General features: G+C 43.9%; 24 protein-coding genes and 1 pseudogene. 7 read left to right on the forward strand and 18 right to left on the reverse strand.

Annotation, left to right across the window (positions count from 1 at the left end):
• Positions 1-773 precede the first annotated feature (773 nt).
• The 7 genes from V7K85_RS06130 to rplU all read right to left on the reverse strand — a co-directional run bounded on the left by V7K85_RS06130 (position 774) and on the right by rplU (position 6,060).
• On the reverse strand, positions 774-1,490 hold the full coding sequence (locus tag V7K85_RS06130; protein ID WP_334811820.1) for a molybdopterin-dependent oxidoreductase: 717 nt from the start codon (positions 1,488-1,490) through the stop codon (positions 774-776).
• 7 nt (positions 1,491-1,497) lie between these two features.
• Positions 1,498-2,094, reverse strand: coding sequence for a cytochrome b/b6 domain-containing protein (locus V7K85_RS06135; RefSeq protein ID WP_334811822.1), 597 nt, complete (start codon positions 2,092-2,094; stop codon positions 1,498-1,500).
• Between the two features lie 210 nt (positions 2,095-2,304).
• A complete protein-coding gene (locus V7K85_RS06140) occupies positions 2,305-3,024 on the reverse strand; it encodes a cytochrome c biogenesis CcdA family protein (RefSeq protein ID WP_334811823.1) in 720 nt (239 codons plus the stop codon).
• Positions 3,025-3,213: 189 nt separating this feature from the next.
• Positions 3,214-3,825, reverse strand: a complete 612-nt coding sequence (locus V7K85_RS06145; RefSeq protein WP_334811825.1) for a thioredoxin family protein — start codon at positions 3,823-3,825, stop codon at positions 3,214-3,216.
• 118 nt (positions 3,826-3,943) lie between these two features.
• Positions 3,944-4,360, reverse strand: a complete 417-nt coding sequence (locus V7K85_RS06150; protein WP_334811827.1) for a hypothetical protein — start codon at positions 4,358-4,360, stop codon at positions 3,944-3,946.
• A gap of 965 nt (positions 4,361-5,325) precedes the next feature.
• Positions 5,326-5,622, reverse strand: coding sequence for a 50S ribosomal protein L27 (gene rpmA, locus V7K85_RS06155; protein WP_334811829.1), 297 nt, complete (start codon positions 5,620-5,622; stop codon positions 5,326-5,328).
• Positions 5,623-5,652: 30 nt separating this feature from the next.
• On the reverse strand, positions 5,653-6,060 hold the full coding sequence (gene rplU, locus V7K85_RS06160; RefSeq protein ID WP_334811831.1) for a 50S ribosomal protein L21: 408 nt from the start codon (positions 6,058-6,060) through the stop codon (positions 5,653-5,655).
• Positions 6,061-6,511: 451 nt separating this feature from the next.
• On the opposite strand from rplU, the gene V7K85_RS06165 reads away from it, so the two are divergent.
• Positions 6,512-6,745 (forward strand): Nif11-like leader peptide family natural product precursor, encoded by a 234-nt coding sequence (locus tag V7K85_RS06165; RefSeq protein WP_334811833.1) that lies wholly within the window; start codon positions 6,512-6,514, stop codon positions 6,743-6,745.
• 438 nt (positions 6,746-7,183) lie between these two features.
• Positions 7,184-8,275: pseudogene (locus V7K85_RS06170) on the forward strand (nucleotidyltransferase domain-containing protein).
• Between the two features lie 81 nt (positions 8,276-8,356).
• On the opposite strand, the gene V7K85_RS06175 reads toward V7K85_RS06170, so the two are convergent.
• The 11 genes from V7K85_RS06175 to V7K85_RS06225 form a co-directional block, all read right to left on the reverse strand.
• Complete coding sequence (locus V7K85_RS06175; protein ID WP_334811835.1) at positions 8,357-9,559, reverse strand: tyrosine-type recombinase/integrase; 1,203 nt, start codon at positions 9,557-9,559, stop codon at positions 8,357-8,359.
• Positions 9,523-9,804 carry a hypothetical protein gene (locus tag V7K85_RS06180; protein ID WP_334811837.1) on the reverse strand — a complete coding sequence of 94 codons (282 nt, stop codon included), beginning with the start codon at positions 9,802-9,804 and terminating at the stop codon, positions 9,523-9,525. The genes V7K85_RS06175 and V7K85_RS06180 overlap by 37 nt, the downstream gene beginning before the upstream one ends.
• A 438-nt stretch (positions 9,805-10,242) precedes the next feature.
• Positions 10,243-11,490, reverse strand: a complete 1,248-nt coding sequence (locus tag V7K85_RS06185; protein ID WP_334811839.1) for a hypothetical protein — start codon at positions 11,488-11,490, stop codon at positions 10,243-10,245.
• Positions 11,487-11,852 carry a hypothetical protein gene (locus V7K85_RS06190; protein WP_334811841.1) on the reverse strand — a complete coding sequence of 122 codons (366 nt, stop codon included), beginning with the start codon at positions 11,850-11,852 and terminating at the stop codon, positions 11,487-11,489. The genes V7K85_RS06185 and V7K85_RS06190 overlap by 4 nt, the downstream gene beginning before the upstream one ends.
• Positions 11,853-11,960: 108 nt before the next feature.
• Positions 11,961-12,203 carry a hypothetical protein gene (locus V7K85_RS06195; RefSeq protein WP_334811842.1) on the reverse strand — a complete coding sequence of 81 codons (243 nt, stop codon included), beginning with the start codon at positions 12,201-12,203 and terminating at the stop codon, positions 11,961-11,963.
• A 40-nt stretch (positions 12,204-12,243) separates the two neighbouring features.
• Positions 12,244-12,417 carry a hypothetical protein gene (locus tag V7K85_RS06200; protein ID WP_334811844.1) on the reverse strand — a complete coding sequence of 58 codons (174 nt, stop codon included), beginning with the start codon at positions 12,415-12,417 and terminating at the stop codon, positions 12,244-12,246.
• 11 nt (positions 12,418-12,428) lie between these two features.
• Positions 12,429-12,797: a hypothetical protein gene (locus V7K85_RS06205; protein WP_334811846.1), complete on the reverse strand. Its 369-nt coding sequence runs from the start codon at positions 12,795-12,797 to the stop codon at positions 12,429-12,431.
• 213 nt (positions 12,798-13,010) lie between these two features.
• Positions 13,011-13,163, reverse strand: coding sequence for a hypothetical protein (locus V7K85_RS06210; RefSeq protein ID WP_334811847.1), 153 nt, complete (start codon positions 13,161-13,163; stop codon positions 13,011-13,013).
• Between the two features lie 121 nt (positions 13,164-13,284).
• The gene (locus tag V7K85_RS06215; RefSeq protein WP_334811849.1) at positions 13,285-13,521 is read right to left on the reverse strand and encodes a helix-turn-helix domain-containing protein; all 237 of its coding nucleotides are present in this window, start codon (positions 13,519-13,521) and stop codon (positions 13,285-13,287) included.
• Position 13,522: 1 nt separating this feature from the next.
• Entirely contained in the window at positions 13,523-13,648 is a 126-nt protein-coding gene (locus V7K85_RS06220; protein WP_334811852.1) for a hypothetical protein, read from the reverse strand.
• 118 nt (positions 13,649-13,766) lie between these two features.
• Entirely contained in the window at positions 13,767-14,138 is a 372-nt protein-coding gene (locus V7K85_RS06225; RefSeq protein WP_334811854.1) for a KGK domain-containing protein, read from the reverse strand.
• Positions 14,139-14,234: 96 nt separating this feature from the next.
• Here V7K85_RS06225 and V7K85_RS06230 point away from each other — a divergent pair, with 96 nt between their 5' ends.
• The 5 genes from V7K85_RS06230 to V7K85_RS06250 all read left to right on the forward strand — a co-directional run bounded on the left by V7K85_RS06230 (position 14,235) and on the right by V7K85_RS06250 (position 15,854).
• Positions 14,235-14,438, forward strand: coding sequence for a hypothetical protein (locus V7K85_RS06230; protein ID WP_334811856.1), 204 nt, complete (start codon positions 14,235-14,237; stop codon positions 14,436-14,438).
• 85 nt (positions 14,439-14,523) lie between these two features.
• Positions 14,524-14,784 (forward strand): hypothetical protein, encoded by a 261-nt coding sequence (locus tag V7K85_RS06235; RefSeq protein WP_334811858.1) that lies wholly within the window; start codon positions 14,524-14,526, stop codon positions 14,782-14,784.
• Between the two features lie 49 nt (positions 14,785-14,833).
• Positions 14,834-15,244, forward strand: a complete 411-nt coding sequence (locus tag V7K85_RS06240) for a hypothetical protein (RefSeq protein WP_334811860.1) — start codon at positions 14,834-14,836, stop codon at positions 15,242-15,244.
• Positions 15,241-15,519 carry a hypothetical protein gene (locus tag V7K85_RS06245; protein ID WP_334811861.1) on the forward strand — a complete coding sequence of 93 codons (279 nt, stop codon included), beginning with the start codon at positions 15,241-15,243 and terminating at the stop codon, positions 15,517-15,519. Before V7K85_RS06240 ends, V7K85_RS06245 begins: the two co-directional genes overlap by 4 nt.
• Positions 15,516-15,854, forward strand: coding sequence for a hypothetical protein (locus V7K85_RS06250; protein ID WP_334811863.1), 339 nt, complete (start codon positions 15,516-15,518; stop codon positions 15,852-15,854). The genes V7K85_RS06245 and V7K85_RS06250 overlap by 4 nt, the downstream gene beginning before the upstream one ends.
• Positions 15,855-15,994: the final 140 nt, after the last annotated feature.

Raw genomic sequence — 15,994 nt, forward strand, 5'->3', positions numbered from 1 at the left:
CCCTACGAAATATCTATATGTATCAGGGTTTTTGTGAATTGGTTTAAGCAATTTTTTGAGATTAATTGCAGTCCACTTGAGTGGACTTAGGCTATTAGCCCAGTACTTTGAGTGCTGGACGGGATAGGGAGCTAATTGAGATAGATTAATGAGTCTTTGAACTCCGTCAACGAGTCTTTTATCTCCGTTAACGAGTATTTTATCTCCGTTAACGAGTATTTTATCTCCGTCAACGAGTCTTTTAGCTCCGTTAACGAGGCTTTTAGCTCCGTTAGAGTAATCCAAGTAATAAAAATGTCCAATTGTCATTGCGGGAGCAAAGCGGAATTAAGCAATCTCTGAGTCCTGGTGATTGCTTTGCTGCACTACATTACGACCGCAATCACAAGTTAATGAGTCTTTGATGTTCTCATTGAAAAACCCTGAGCCAATTAATCAGCATCAGTTCATTCGACTTTTGCAGGAATACAAAATACCTTGAAAAGTCTACCAGATTAATGCTGTAGCCTTTTTTGGTGAAAACAGATCGCTTTTCTTGAGGCGATCGCTATCATACCATCTGCGGTTAAACACAAATCAATTGCGATCGCACCGTGGCAATCTCAAACCCTGACGATTGCTTACAGCAGAATTCAAGTATTTTAACCACATCTGTCGTAGGGGCGCAAGGCCTTGCGCCCCTACCGCGTGGTCTATCTACCTGAAAATAGCTATAACTCGACTTCGTTGCGATCGCAATGACATATTACAAGAATAAGTCGCATATCGCCTGACTATAACCCTGCAAACCACTCATAGCCCTGATCCTCCCAATAGCCTTTAGTAGGTGACAAATTGCTGACGAAGGTAATTTGAGTCACCCACTTGCTTTGCTTGTAGCCCAGTTTAATTGGGGATGCTAGGCGCATCGGCGCACCATTATCAACTGATAAAGGTTGTCCATTCTTTTGATAAGCCATGAGAGTTTGCGGATGGATAGCAGAGGCCAGATCCCAGCTTTCATAATAGCCATCAGCAGATTTGAAGTAGACATAGCGGACATTTGACTTAGGCTGTACCAGCGCTACCAAGTCTCGTAATCGCACGCCTCCCCATTCAACGATCGCAGCCCAGCCTTCAACACAGACATGGCGAATTACCATTGAAGTCAAAGGAAGTTTTTGAATATCCCCCATGCTCAATTGCATGGGATTACTAACCTCGCCATCAATCTTCAGCCGAAACTGCGCCGGATCAATTTGCGGGGTAAAGTCAAAGGTATTAATCAGCAATTTGTCTGCTTCTATGGCACTGACAGGAAATTCAGGTACTGCTTTTTGAGTTAGCAGGAGTGCTTCCAGACGTTGGTTTAGTGGCTCAGATATTTGCCACACATTATCTGAGAACAAATTTGTCCCACAGCCACCTAAAAGAAAGCCTACCCCTGAAAGTCCAGATAGTTGCAGTAACCGCCGACGGGATAGGGTGTGTTTGGGAAGAATCAGACTCATGGAACCTCTACACGAACATAGACTTAACTAGACGGATGCTTCCTACCTTCAAGGCAAGTAAGGAATGAGCAATTGTAAACAGTATGACTGTGGGAACAGTGATAAAGTGAACAGTGCGGAGATTTTGCCAACTACCAAACAGCCCGGAAAGCCAATGCATTTGGGCAGGTTTGTACATCGCCAGACCACTCAAGATTGCCAGCAGCAGCACTGGAATGATCGCAGTATAAACTAGCCGATGCCATGCGTAATTTTTGCGCTTTGGGTTCTGGCTGGCTTGCAATGCTTTTAAGTCACCGCGATCGGCAAACCGACGTTGCCAACGACGAGTTATAAAGATATAAAGTCCATACCAAAGTAAGTTCAGCGAAAACAGCCACATAGCAGCGAAATGCCAATGTCTGCCACCCGCTAGCCAACCTCCCAGCAACAGAAAATCAGGAAAATGCCAACCTTCACGCCCTCCAAATACCGGATTGGCATTATAGATTTGCAGTCCGCTAGTGATCATCAAGATCAGACTGATGATATTAATCCAGTGAAAGGTCTTTGATAAAAAAGTCTGACTTGGTGTTGAGCGGACTTTGCGTTTAGATGAGGTCATACCAATTTTGGATTTTGGATTTTGGATTTTGGATTTTTAGATTGTTCTCAGTCAGACTTTTGGATTTAAGATTTTTAAGTAGTTGGACAGAATTAATTGCACAATGACGGTAAATATTTTTGTCCATCTACTTATATTGTTCCCAGTTAAAGTTTCGGATTGGGTCTTCTAATCCAAAATCTAAAATTGGCAATCTAAAATTGGCACGTCTCACAGAGGTTGAGTGGGAAAGAACGGAGCTAGCCAAAGTTGTACCTGCACATCCCAACCGAGAAGAATAGCGATCGCTGTCGCCATGATCGCTACGCCACCAATCCGCTGCAATGCTGCACTATGAGAACGGAGATTGAGGATTCGTTGGCTGAGTACTCGTCCACCGTAAGCGATCGCTAACAAAGGCAAACCTGCTCCGATTCCATAAGCAACCAGTAGCCAAAATGCACCTACGACTTGATGATTAACTGCTGCTAGTACTAAAATTCCTCCTAAAACCGGCCCAGCACAGGGAGTCCACAAAAGCCCCAACTGAGTTCCTAGCCAAAACTCTCCCATAAGTCCGATTCGTGCAGGTTTTTTAGCCCACTTGCCAACTGGAATATAAGTAAATATTCGGTAACTCCAGGTGGGAAAAATTGCCAGTAATCCCAAAAATAAAAGGAGTGCGATCGCACCATTCCGTAATAAATTAATCACGCCTGTAAACCAGTTTGCTGTTACACCTAGCAAACTACCTGCTAGTGCAAAACCAGCGATTAATCCCGCTACCAGTGCTACTGGGCCGTAAGTATGCGATCGGAGCGTAGACGCAGAGCGGCTTGTCGTCAGACATCGACCCAATAGCACTGGTAAAATCGGTAAAACACAGGGTGAAAGCACATTCAAAACTCCCCCTAATAAAGCCAGACTAATTGATAGAGTAGAAGTCGTCACACAATTTTGGATTTTGGATTTTAGATTTTAGATTGACCCTATGCCTTAAGACATTGGCTCTAGTTAGAGATTTTAGATTTTTCCATACTTAAAACTGAGAGAGATGCTGAAACCTTTTTAGATTTTGGATTTTGAATCTTTTAATCTAAAATCCAAAATTTAAAATCTAAAATTCGGTCATAATTCTTTCTACCCCAATAGCTGGCGGATAGTTTGCTCTATTTTTTCGTATGCCCCTTCCCCAATGTGGTCATATTGTAGTAAACCCTGGCGATCGGCCAAAAACATGTGAGGCCAATACTGATTTTCGTAAGCGTTCCAAGTTTTATACTCGTTATCAACCGGAACCGGATAGGTAATCTGGTGTTGTCGTAGCGCCTTTTTTATATTGTTCGGATCTCGCTCAAAGGCAAACTCTGGTGTGTGGATGCCAATTACCTTCAGTCCCTGCGACTCATACTGCCGATGCCATCTTGTGATGTAGGGCAGGGTACGCTGGCAGTTAATACAAGCAAAAGTCCAAAACTGGATTAAAACAACACTGCCTTTGAGGTCAGCGATCGACAAAGGAGTAGAATTAAGCCACTGACTGATCCCCTGAAACTCTGGCAAACTCTTGCCTACCAGAGGTTTCACTACAATAGTTTCCGAGCTTTGCGTATTGTCACGATTTGCAGGAGAGATAGAAGGGGCATTCACTTTTCTGAAGTTGGGAAAAGCTGTTGTGGCTGCACCGATTCCGACAACCCCTAACCCAAGGTAAAAAAGCAACTGACGCCGGCGGAGCAGGTTGTGATTCATCAGAATTTCTCCTGTTGAGGTCAAAGCGCCAAAGTATAGGGATTGGAATCAGGACTTTCCTGGTTAACCAGTCCCTAGTACCCAGTAGAAGAAAAGTGAGATGCAAAGCTAGTTGTGGCTAGGGCTTGTTGGAAGCAGGCGATTGTTTCATTGCATCGCCGGCTTTATCTTTACTCATCGCACCGCCGGCTTTATCTTTACTCATCGCACCGCCAGCTTTATCTTTGCCCATAGCATCGCCAGCTTTATCTTTACCCATAGCATCGCCAGCTTTATCTTTACCCATAGCATCGCCAGCTTTATCTTTACCCATAGCACCGCCGGCTTTATCTTTACTCATCGCATCGCCGGCTTTATCTTTACTCATCGCATCGCCAGCTTTATCTTTGCCCATAGCATCGCCGGTTTCATCTTTACTCATAGCAGGAGAGGCTTCAGGAGCAACTTGATTGTTGGTTGCAGGAGTGCTAGAGCAAGCAGTGAGACTAGTAGTTAAAATCAGACCAGCAATTAAAGAAAGTGTTTTCCAGTTCATAGTTTTCTTTCGTCCTTTGGATAATTATTTTTGTATTGATTGATTCAGAGGAAACTAAGCTACAAGCAGATTTATAAAGGCTATTGGGGTAAAGAAGATACCTTTTTATAGAGGACTCCATCAAACTTTTGCTACTGATGTTTTTGCTAGTGATGTTTGAGTTATCCCGAACATCCAAAGTATCTCTATAAGGACTGAGAGCTTATTGAAACTAAACCATGATTTTCATAAATTTATGCCTTGAGAAAATTTAGTTGATTCTCAGCATTTTCTCAGACAATCATGGTAGCTCGAAACCACAGCCTAATTTAAGTATTCTCTCAGCAAAACCTCATTCTGAAGTCAATACACTTGGGTTAGCGCCAAAAACCTTAAACTGTGTAGGTTGGGGAGCCACTGCGTTGCGGGGGTTTCCCCCGTTGTTCGCTCTTAGCGTTCCCGCAGGGTAGCAAGTGGCGTTTGAGGAACGAAACCCAACATTTATCGTGCTTTGTTGGGTTTCACTCCGTACCCCTACGAGGAAGCAAACTACAACCCAAGCGTATTGATTCTGAAGTAAATGAACGCAACTTAGCATAATTAGGAATGGCTTCATTGCACTGATGTTATTGTGACTAGACCCAGAAGGCCACATCACCTAATCCACAGAGTTTCAGAATAAACATATCTCTGGCTAGCTATCCTGAACTTTGGAACATCTAAATGCAATCACTCAAAAGCTAACAAAAATTGATACCTAAAACTTCATAGGCCATGCCTACGGCGGCAAGCTACGCAATCCAATTTCTTTGTGTAATATTTTGTTAGTGAATAAGCTGTGCGCTTTGATGCTTCTGATACTAATCTATGGGCGACAGAGGAACAAAGCAGCTTTTAAGCAAGTGTTGGGAATATTTATGCAAATCTGACCATCATGTCAGCGCTAACTAGTGATTAGGGTGGGCACTGTTACCCACCCTAACACTCTAACTTGCTACTGCCTCAGCAGCCCCTGCTGAGGCAGCAGCTACGGGTGAATAAACACTAACTTTTTTACGGGTTTTGCCCTTTCTCTCAAACGTTACAACACCGTCGATTAAGGCAAACAGAGTGTCATCACTACCAATACCAACGTTGTTACCAGGGTGAAATTTGGTGCCGCGCTGACGCACGAGAATGTTTCCTGCACGTACAACTTGACCGCCATAACGCTTGACACCCAAACGTTGGGCATTAGAATCACGACCGTTGCGTGTACTACCTGTTCCTTTCTTATGAGCCATGATTTCCTCTTGTGTATCTACTTCTTTTTATTATTCAGCAGCGGTTTCAACTTCTTCGGCAGGAGTGTCATCTGCAACGGGGGTTTCTTTCTCCGTTTCCCCTTGGGCAGCAAACACTGCACCGTTAAGAGTGATGGAGTCAATCATCAGTCTGGTAATTTCTTGACGATGCCCCCGCTTTTTGCGGGTTTTCTTTTTCGGCTTCATTTTATATACCAGGACTTTACGACCCCTGAAATGTCGCAGTACAGTCCCTTCTACAGTCGCACCTGTCACTAGTGGCTGTCCAATGGTGACATCGCCATCGTGCTGCACGAGTAATACGGAGTCTATTGTAACTTTTTCATCTGGTTCAGTCGTAAGCAGTTCAATATCGTAAAACCGCCCTGGCTCTACTCGTATTTGTTTACCGCCAGTTTCAATAATTGCGTAAGTCATGGAATTGTCCTTGAGGTTGCCGTACAGGTAGCTGGTTTTTATCTCCTGTAGAGATGCTTTTACCAGCTTTTGTAATATGTCTACCTGATCCGAGCAGGAATTAGACAGACAATCTAACATACTATTTTATAAATACGTGTCAAGTCAAGCTTTCATTTCCCAAAAGCCGTCATCGCTGATCACCCATCCAAAAAATGTAAAGTCCATTTAAAATTCAGAATTCATGCTTTTTAGTTAAATACTGCTTCTATCTTAGGGCTGACTTTTACAAAATAGTAGAAATATTTAAACTAAAACTTATACTTTCTTGTCAGAATCAACACATTTTTATTCTTTGTTTTAAAATTAAACTTACACGTTTAATCCAAAAGTTATTCACAGAATTTAGTGAATCCACAGGAGTCAAATTACTACATTCAAACCTGATATTTAAAACAGGAGATAGACTGTCATGACACAGCAAAATGCTACCCGACTTTTTCAAGCCGTAAAACAAGATCAAGCATTACAGCAAAGACTCAAAGCAACAGCTGATCCAGAAGCTTTCATCAAGATTGCTCAAGAGCGTGGCTATGATTTCACCATCGAAGAACTGGACAGTGAAATCAACAAATTGTCTGAAGAAGATTTAGCCGGCATTGTCAATCCAGGATGGGGGATTAGACGCCACATTAATCCTAGATAATTCCTGCTCTAGGAAAGCGAAAGTATAGGAATAACTGAATTGACAAGTTTTGCTCCTCAAGGGGATACCGTTGCATCATCTCCTTTAGGGGCATTTCTGTTAAACTAAGCAACTCTGTTACTAAAACTGCTCTTTTTCATAACTCGACATGAGACTTTCGACCTGATCTGGTTACTTAATAATTTGGCATTTTTCATATAGCAATTCTATTTGAATTTGTTCAAATCGCAAGGCTCAGATCCCCGACTTCTCTAAGAAGTCGGGAATCTCGTTGTTCACGAATGATTAAGTCGGGCTATATGTACCCATCTTCGGCTGTCTTTGTGCTGTGGCAGTATCTATGCAATACCTGAAGAGAGTTAAAAATCCTTTCTCTGCTCTCCATCTCCCCACCTGCTTAACTCATGAGTTAGAATGACTATATTTTAATCAAGTGATATGAAAAGAATAGAAGTTGAGCAAAGAACTATTTTAATTGATTTGGCAGGTAGCCACGGCTATGGTTTAAATCGTCCAGATTCAGACTTTGATTATCGGGGAGTGTTTATCGCACCCAAAAGGTACTACTTAGGATTTGAGCGGATAGAATAAAAAGATGCTGGGTGGGATGAACCAGGTATATTTCCATTTATAGATGGCAACAAAGACACGGTTATATATGAATTAAGAAAAATCCTCCAGTTATTAGCGGGTGCGAATCCGAATGTTTTAGAATTGCTCTGGTTAAATAACTATCCTTTTTTAAGCGCAGTCGGACAGCATTTAATTAATCATAAACAGTTATTTTTGAGTAAGAAGATAAAACATACTTACACTGGTTATGCCTTTGCCCAAATCAAAAAGATGGAAAGTCATCGGAAATGGTTGTTAAAGCCACCGCAAAAAAAACCAATACCATCTGACTTCGCCATAGAAGACGAAGCACCCCTCAGCAAAGATGAGCTAAATGCTTTTCTAGAGTATCTTTATAACTTAATCAGAGGACGGATTGAGTTTTTGGAAGAAGCAGAACAATTATACCAATTGCTGACAGCAGATATTGATTTTAAAGGAGTGTTAAAACAATATACTTTACCTGACGAAACTTTGGAATATACTCAACAGTTAACCAATAGCCGTAAATATTTTATCCGCCTGCTTCAGAAAAGTCAAAATTATCAAATAGCTTTAAGAGAATGGAAGGCTTACTTATCTTGGCAGGAAAATAGAAATCCGGCTAGGGCAGAAACGGAAAGAAAGTCAGGTTTTGACCTCAAACATGGGATGCACTGCATTAGATTGTTACGCAGTGGAGTAGAAATATTGCAGCAAGGTGAAGTAATTGTAGATAGGAGAATAGTTGGTGATGTTGAGGATTTAAAAGCTATTTTAAAGGGGGAGTATTCTTATGAGCAGGTGATGAAAATGGCAGAAGATTTAGTAGCAGAAATGGAAATTGTTTACGAACAATCTGCCCTACCTCACAAACCTGATTTGGAGCAAATTAATGAATTGTGTATGGAATTGGTGGAAATGCAGGGATGGCATTAACAGCCTGTGTTTTGAGTGCTTTTAAATATTTTTGAGTAGCGGATGAGTAGCGGCTGCTCTACTTTTAATTTAGAAAAATCATCAAAAATCTGGGCATTCACCCTTAGTAGCTTCTGGGTGAACGTAATAGCGAAGTACCGTATTCACGTCGTCTCCGATCCAGTAGGCTACTCTGTCAGGGGAGTTACCAGACGCAATCGCCCAAGTCGCAAAAGTGTGTCGAGTGGCGTAAGGGTTCAAGTAGGGAACTTTTCCTTTATTGGACAACTTCCTCACTACTCCGATCTGGTTTTTCCCGTCTCGGTTCCAGGCATGGCTCAACGCCGAACTATTCAGAGGACAGCATCTTTTTGTTGAAAATAGACGGGAATCGCCTGGTGCTGTTGGTTTCATCGATAGCAGTAGTTCATGCAATTTAGCTCCGGCGCTGCACTGAAATATTCTGTTTTTACCGTTCTTTGTGCCTTTCTCTATCCCTAAAAGGTTCTTTGATCTAGAGATACTGATCCGCAAGCAATCTCTCGAAACATCGTTCCAGGTAAGAGCAAAGGCTTCACCATGTCGGCAACCAGTCCAAAAGAGAAACTTTATAAGATTGCTGTAATGACTGTATCGGTCGTCAGACTCAAAAGCTTTGATGATCGTATCTCGCTGTTCAACAGTGAAAGCCCTACAATCATCGGTGTTATTCTTGATTTTCTTAATTTTTTTGAGGCTTTCAAACGGATTAGCTTTGATAATTCCTTCCTCTAAAGCCCAACGACAACATTGGTCAAATCGGAGTAAATATTTTGAAGCCATAAACTGGCTTGTGTTCTCCATTAGCCAACTTCTGATTTTTGGCGCGTCTAAAAGTGAGCGAGATGGTAGCCGATCAATGGTTCTGCTTACTGTTCTATAAGTAGAGTAGATTGTGGTTGCTTCTATCTGCCTGGACTGAAATTCTGTAAACATCTCCCACAACTCCCCCAAGTCGCCTTCACCTTTTGGCGGAAGGGAAATTAGGGGAGTTGCGATCGCACTAGGTCTAAACTGGTACCTCTCCAGAGTGGGGTCAAAGCGCCCCAATGAAATATCGGTTGCTATGGCATCCCGACGTAAACGCACAATGTTGCGATTGCGTTTAAGGTCTTTTAGCCCCGTAGATATTTGAAATTGACTAGGAAAGCCTTTGACCCGAAACCGTAGCAAGAGTTTGTCTGACCGTGGATCAATGCTGATCCATTTGTCATCATCACCCGCCACAGCTAAATACTCCCCCAACCGCCGCACTTTGGACAGCAATATAGTTCGCCGTATTCTTGAATTAAGCCACCGCCGCCGCAGCTTCCACACAGGCTTCTGTTGTCCAATTCTGCGCCGATAGCCCACCTGTCTTCTGGATTGTCTTTGTCATCTTCAGCATGAGGACAAATCAGGAAATCGTCCTCCCAAAATTGATCAGGCTGAAGCTCTGGCAACGGCTTGTACTTGTAAAGATAACCTCTTAAATATTCATCCCCCGCAGCAGGTATCTCAACTGCCGGCATGAATTCCTCTCCTGACTCGCAGTCCAGAGCAGGCATGAGCCAACATTTGAACCGATCATGGAATATATAATAGCAGGGGCAAATGAAAGTAACTTCCTCTGTTAATGCCATTGCATGAATTACCAATAATCCTCCTTCTGGATGAGCTTGGTAAGGAAGGCGTATAGATTTAGCAATTTCCATCAATTTCTTTACATTCTTGCCTTTAAAAAAAAATGTCTACAGTCGCCAAAATCCGCTCTGGGAGATATTTTCAGCCGTCTACACCCTAAAAAATAGCGCGAAAAATTTGTCGGCGGTGTAGACGGACTTTCAAGTGATTATCGGCTCGGTGTTGAGCGAGCGCACTTCCACTCTAGTACTGCTTATTTAATAAGTAATTGACCCTGTAAAGCATTGCCTACAGCCTGTAGACGGACTGTAGGCAAACTGTAGACATTAGTTTGACCACCTCCAGCCGAGGCGATCGCCACTATCTACTATTTCCCCAAAACCTCTGTCAGCAAGGGAAGCAAAGATAATTCTGATGTTCTCAGGGTCATCTTTCTTAAATGGTTGGCTTACTTGCTGGAGTAATCGGGCTTTCAAAATCTCCCCTGGATGGTCTTTCCCCCAAGCGACGATGATTTGCTCATATTCATTAAGGTCTTGGGGCGATTGCACCTGCTGATTCCCGGATTGTGAGGTTTCGCTTTGCACCGTTGCTCCCGCTCCCCAGTTACTCAAGTCAAGCTCACACGGACAGTCATCGACCAGAAACCGTTTTTTACCACCTGCCTTTAACCACTGCTCTAACTGAGGATCTTTAAGTTTAGTCCTGGCGTAGTCGCGCCCAAACTGCCCTAGTCTCACCAAGACAAAGCAGCTGTAAAGGGTGTCCTTGTCACCTTGCAGTCCGAAGTTTTCTGCGGTGTCGTTTTGGGCCAGCGCACAAATAAACTGTTTGTATCGCCTGCCCCGTTTAGCGTGGCGTTTTATCCAGTCGGTGGCATTGTCGCATTCATCCACTAAAATGGGGAATTCTTCGGCAATGAGAAAGCGTTCCCGACCGGAGATCGCGTTATCTCCTCCCTCTCCACGCAGTTCTACAAGCTCCTCTAAGGTTTTTAAATCGTTGCCCATTGCGGTGTCAATAGCTTTGAAGTTGCCTTTTCTGCCAATGACATCGGCTTGAGAGAGCCATACCCAATCGTCGGGCTTGGCATCGGAATCATAGGCAACGACTCGTCCACCAATTTTTGATGACAAGTATTGGGTGAAAGTCGATTTCCCATCACCGGTCCCGCCAACCAGAGCGACGTGTTTTTGTTTCTTGTGGATGTACTCAACCGGATCGGTGATTAAGTTCTCTGGTTGCCAGTTGGCATCGATAGCACCAACCGTGAGCGCTAACTGTGCCGTTGGCTGAGTGTTAGCCCTTGCCCAGGCTTGGAAGTTAAGCCGTGATGCTCGGTCAATATCACCTAGCGATTCTTGCAGGAGTTTGGCTGTTTGGCGATGTCTACGCCCGACTTCCAGAGCGCCAACAGATGCCCCCAATATCCAAGGTTTGGATTCTGGTTTCTGATCTGCCCCCAGGAACAACAAGCCACAGCCTAAAGCTAAACTAACCCAGAATGACCACTTGGCTATTGCGTACATCTGCAAGTATTGGTGTAATTGGGAAGGGTGTAAATCACTGCTCATATCCCTAGCAGTACTCCCACAGCAACTAAACCAACCCGCAACAGCAGGACATTTTTGACCTCTGACACGGCTTGCCGCAAGTAGAGAATGACAATCCCCGCCATCACTAACACCCCCAACACCCCCAGGCGGATAAATTCAGGCATGGGTATACTTACCCAACAGCTACTTAATAAAGCGGAAATTGCTACTGTTGAGGCAAGGGTGTAAGCCAAGTCTGGCAGATTGTCTGGCAGGGCGATCGCCTGAATCCATCCCTTTTTAAATTCCTCTAGCCGCGATAGTTCGGCTGTATTAGCTAACCGAGAATAACCACCCTGATCGCTAGGAACCTCGACAACAATTTTTTGCTCATCTACCATACTGCACCTCGATTTTGAGGTAAATTGGGCGGTTAGGGACTTGCTTGCAAAGAGCGGCTAGAGCAATTACTAGAGATGCTGTAGTACAAATAAGGATCATTGCTTGATTCACTCCTGCCCCCCTAGCAATTTGTCAGCGGCATCCAGTACTGTCTGCCTCTGAAGAGCGGTCAGTTTGTCGTTGCCGTCACAGTGAATTACTTCCATCTGTGTCCCGGCACGGTAGAGAGCGTTGTTTTGCAGGTTCTCATTATCTGTTGATCTAGCTTTGTCAACGTAACGCTGAACGTAGGATTTGTTGATGTCTTCTGTCATAATCTTGAATGTGTGTGGTTTACTTGGTAGCCGCACGACAACGGCGATCGCGAACCTGTGCGGATGGCGATCGCCTCTAAAAATCGGCGCTATCTGTTTTTTGGATTTTAGTCACCGCATCTTTTATCCGTTGCGTAATCTCTTCAAAGCCTGCACTAACGCTCTCTTCGTTTTCGGGGTCGATGACAATCATCTTTATTCCCTGCGATTCCCAGTAAGCGGGATCTGAATAATCTGGTTCGTTAATCATCTTGCATCTCCTTAATAATCAGCTTTTGATGCAGTGGTTGAGTTGAAGTTGGTTACTAGCCATACCTGCCAGTTTTTTCGCTTTTGTGGACTAACCTCAATGGGTTGACGGGTATCAAGACAAACTCCGCGTCCGTCGTTGAGTTTCACATAAAGGCTTTTGCCACTTTTAGTCCTAGAGAAAAGTTGACCAGGAGCTAAGGTGTCAAACCCTACTTGAGTTCTTCCGACTACGTAATCAGCTTGATGAACGTCAAACCCCTCAGAGAGTGGATCTGTAGACATTTCTTTCCACTCTCTCGGTTTTCTGGCTTTAGGTTCAGCTTGGTTGGCTGATTTACCGTTAGTAGTGGCTCGATCTGTGGTCTGTTGGTCGGTCATAGTGCCTCATAAGTCGGTGATGTCTACCTCGTAAGTCGGTGATATATGCCTCGTCAATCGGTGATAAGTCGGTGATAGATGCCTCGTAAGTCGATGATGTCTACCTCATAAGTCGCTCTAACAAGCCCTAAAGCGATAGCTTTTATTCGCTTAATCCCTGTCTAGTCTGGATTTGGGCGCTTTTAGTGTTTAGCGCTGCGGTGGTCACTCGTCTCATAAGTCGGTTAAAATCTCCTTGATATAAGATTCCATTTGCATTTGATAAAGGCGATCGCTGGCGAGTAGTGGTCGCTTTTTACTTTGAACCGCTAACCCCGCGACGCTACGACTTACGGGTGAATGCAGTTGGCAGTTGTCCGTTGTCACCCCTAGCAGGTCTTTGGCGATCGCTCATTGCGGGCAGGCTGCTATCTCTGCCTGGTTTGGGGTGCAGTATTAGTGGGCAGCAAAAGACAGAGAAAACCTGCCTTTTGCCTTGTAAAGCAAACTATTCAGGCTGTAACACCTGTTCTTCGTAAGCTTTGATAAGTTCATCAAGCGTGCATTGATAAATCTCCATTAGCTTTTTGGTCTCGGAAAACGTTAACCGAGGTTTCGTTATTCCTCTTTCCCAATCGCTGATGGTTGCGACTTTTTTATCAAGGACAAGCGCAACTTGCCTTTGAGTTAAGCCAACACGCTTTCTCAAATCCATTGGAGTTAGTGACCTTTTCTCTTCCGTCATACTATACTAAAAGCGGAACCTTGACAAGGTTCCGTTTAAACGGAACCTTGCTGGGTTCATCGGGTAAAGAACGTTGGGCGGAAGTGTCTGGTAAACGGTTCCGTCCATCAATTAGATTCCCACTCATGAGTTAGTAAAACTAGGAAAAAATGTTATGACCGGACAAATAAACAAAATCTAAAAAAAGGCGGGGTTCTCCGGTGCTTTTAGCTGGAGAATCCCCGCACTAGGCGACGCATCTGTGACTATTCGGGATTGAGTTGCGATCGCAGATCATCTAGGGGTGACTGTGGTTTTTCATCTTCTGGAGGTGAATTTTTCAAAAAAGCTTCTGGGTTGTCAGGGATGAATTCTAGCCGAAAACGGAATCGCCCCTTTTGCCAGCCTCCGCCTACTGTACGCAAGACCTCACATGGAAGCCCTGGTTCTAGGAACCATTGAGCCTCAGAACCTATGTTGTTCTTATTATTGCGAGACCATCGCTGTATCGCTTCAATGAGGTGACAAATCTTACTCATCTTCTCCACCCCAAAGTCTTTCGACGGAATGTTAACAGCATCATCGTTGCTCAACCCTAATTTGTTGTTAGGGTCTAACCCAAATCTTTCGATACTCATTTCGATTTTCTCTTTTCAACACAACATGGCGGATCAAGCTACGAACTTTATCCGCCTTCCCTAATCTTTCCCAGTGACCACCAAGGAATAAAACCAATGATCAGAGCTAAATTCACCTGCCAGCAAAATATCCTCAACCACGAGACCCAGACAGCAGAAATTATCCTCACACCTGTAACCACCAACCCACCCAATGAAGAAAACCTAACTTTCTGGCAAGCGACACCAGCCGGCAACATCACACTCCAAATCACCAATCCTCTAGCAACGGAACGATTCATCTTAGGGCGAGAGTATTAAGTTGACTTCACCCTCTGCCCTGTTTGAAGTGCGATGGCGTACCTGCCTAAAAGAGCGATCGCTCTTGACCAATATTAAATAACCAATGATTAAACGAAAAATCTCATCAAAGGTAGTTGATGCGAGAATTCTAGCCCTCTACGAATTAGATCAATTTATCGACTACATCCGCACTATTCACCCAGAATTGAAACCTAATGAATCCACAGTAGTAGCAGCCGTTGTATTGAATAACTTACCAAATCTGTTTCTAGAGAACCCCTTGTTAATGGACGAACTCAAAAAGGTAGTGGCAATTTTAAAAAACCGCCAAGTCAGTCGCAATGCCCAAGGCTCGATGAACTAAAAAGCCACCCAAAGATAAGTGCGATCGCTCAACTCTTAACTCTTAACTAATGGCGGATACAGCCCTAACCCAATCAACCCACCTCTTGATGGACTACATCAAAACCCAGATCCCAGCAATCACGTCTGACCAGCACGCCGAAACGTTAGCCGCTCAGATAATCGCGGGTCTACCGAGGTTGTTTACAGAAAAGCCAGAGTTTTTCAGTAGTGCTTTGTCAATGGCTCGTGCCAAACAAACCACTACCCAATTGATGATCTCCAAAAAGTTCGACGACCTGATAAACAAGACAGACACCGAAATGCAGCGATTACGCTGGACACAAGCCCAAGGTCGAGAGCATTTAGAAAAATTTTACGGCGTGCGATCGCGCTATTCGCTATCCCTGGATCAATTAGACAACTTCCTGCTGTACCTGCAACTTACCGATTCTCCAACTCCCAATCCCCAAAACCAATGACCACAGAAGAAGAGATAAAAGGTGCGATCGTCGTCTTTCCAAATACTCTTGGCTACGCTTCCCCAGAGCTTAACCATGCTACTGAGAAGGTCTGCTGGCAGATGTGCAAATTCGTGGACTACATCCAAACCTTAGACCCAGAACTAGAACGCCATGAGGCGATTCGTCTGGCAGGTGCAATCTTACTCGGGTTGCCTGCATTCTTTAAAAGCAACCCAGAACTCATTGCTGAAATTAAAATCGATTGTCACAAAATCAGAGCTAACCGCCAATGAGTGACCAAATCAGAGTAACCATTTACCAACCCAAACGAATACCTAATGTTTACCGCCCACCTCTGGGCTTGCCGCTGAACTGGCGGGATGAAACATCGGGAGAATTGCCCAATGCAGTTTTTAAATACTTTAGCTGTGAGCATCTTTTTGAGAGCGAAATCAGCCTACTCGCCGAATACTGCCAGCATTACATCAACGCCCCTTGCTGGGACGCTACAGGGGGATTTCCTACAAAGCTAGCAGCGCTCCGACAATCAGCTACAACAATATCTACCGTGGCAGATATTAGTCAGTGGATTGACGCCTGCCTCGAAATTGCGATCGACCCTTTCTAATTCCAATGTTTTAATAGCAACTAAGTGATTTATCACACGCAAAAAAAAACTCACTAACTAGGAGTTAGTGAATCCAAAAGTAAAAAATAGTAAAAATAAATGGACAAATACTTAACAAGATTAAGCGGTAGAATATCCGC

The sequence above is a fragment of the Nostoc sp. genome (assembly GCF_036917615.1).
GTDB lineage: Bacteria > Cyanobacteriota > Cyanobacteriia > Cyanobacteriales > Nostocaceae > Nostoc.

Bases quoted from the DNA above. Each gene is read 5' to 3' on its own strand.
- V7K85_RS06130 (WP_334811820.1), bottom strand. From the start codon at position 1,490: ATGAGTCTGATTCTTCCCAAACACACCCTATCCCGTCGGCGGTTACTG.
- V7K85_RS06135 (WP_334811822.1), bottom strand. From the start codon at position 2,094: ATGACCTCATCTAAACGCAAAGTCCGCTCAACACCAAGTCAGACTTTT.
- V7K85_RS06145 (WP_334811825.1), bottom strand. From the start codon at position 3,825: ATGAATCACAACCTGCTCCGCCGGCGTCAGTTGCTTTTTTACCTTGGG.
- V7K85_RS06150 (WP_334811827.1), bottom strand. From the start codon at position 4,360: ATGAACTGGAAAACACTTTCTTTAATTGCTGGTCTGATTTTAACTACT.
- rpmA (WP_334811829.1), bottom strand. From the start codon at position 5,622: ATGGCTCATAAGAAAGGAACAGGTAGTACACGCAACGGTCGTGATTCT.
- rplU (WP_334811831.1), bottom strand. From the start codon at position 6,060: ATGACTTACGCAATTATTGAAACTGGCGGTAAACAAATACGAGTAGAG.
- V7K85_RS06165 (WP_334811833.1), top strand. From the start codon at position 6,512: ATGACACAGCAAAATGCTACCCGACTTTTTCAAGCCGTAAAACAAGAT.
- V7K85_RS06180 (WP_334811837.1), bottom strand. From the start codon at position 9,804: ATGCCGGCAGTTGAGATACCTGCTGCGGGGGATGAATATTTAAGAGGT.
- V7K85_RS06185 (WP_334811839.1), bottom strand. From the start codon at position 11,490: ATGAGCAGTGATTTACACCCTTCCCAATTACACCAATACTTGCAGATG.
- V7K85_RS06190 (WP_334811841.1), bottom strand. From the start codon at position 11,852: ATGGTAGATGAGCAAAAAATTGTTGTCGAGGTTCCTAGCGATCAGGGT.
- V7K85_RS06200 (WP_334811844.1), bottom strand. From the start codon at position 12,417: ATGATTAACGAACCAGATTATTCAGATCCCGCTTACTGGGAATCGCAG.
- V7K85_RS06205 (WP_334811846.1), bottom strand. From the start codon at position 12,797: ATGACCGACCAACAGACCACAGATCGAGCCACTACTAACGGTAAATCA.
- V7K85_RS06215 (WP_334811849.1), bottom strand. From the start codon at position 13,521: ATGACGGAAGAGAAAAGGTCACTAACTCCAATGGATTTGAGAAAGCGT.
- V7K85_RS06220 (WP_334811852.1), bottom strand. From the start codon at position 13,648: ATGAGTGGGAATCTAATTGATGGACGGAACCGTTTACCAGACACTTCC.
- V7K85_RS06225 (WP_334811854.1), bottom strand. From the start codon at position 14,138: ATGAGTATCGAAAGATTTGGGTTAGACCCTAACAACAAATTAGGGTTG.
- V7K85_RS06230 (WP_334811856.1), top strand. From the start codon at position 14,235: ATGATCAGAGCTAAATTCACCTGCCAGCAAAATATCCTCAACCACGAG.
- V7K85_RS06235 (WP_334811858.1), top strand. From the start codon at position 14,524: ATGATTAAACGAAAAATCTCATCAAAGGTAGTTGATGCGAGAATTCTA.
- V7K85_RS06240 (WP_334811860.1), top strand. From the start codon at position 14,834: ATGGCGGATACAGCCCTAACCCAATCAACCCACCTCTTGATGGACTAC.
- V7K85_RS06245 (WP_334811861.1), top strand. From the start codon at position 15,241: ATGACCACAGAAGAAGAGATAAAAGGTGCGATCGTCGTCTTTCCAAAT.
- V7K85_RS06250 (WP_334811863.1), top strand. From the start codon at position 15,516: ATGAGTGACCAAATCAGAGTAACCATTTACCAACCCAAACGAATACCT.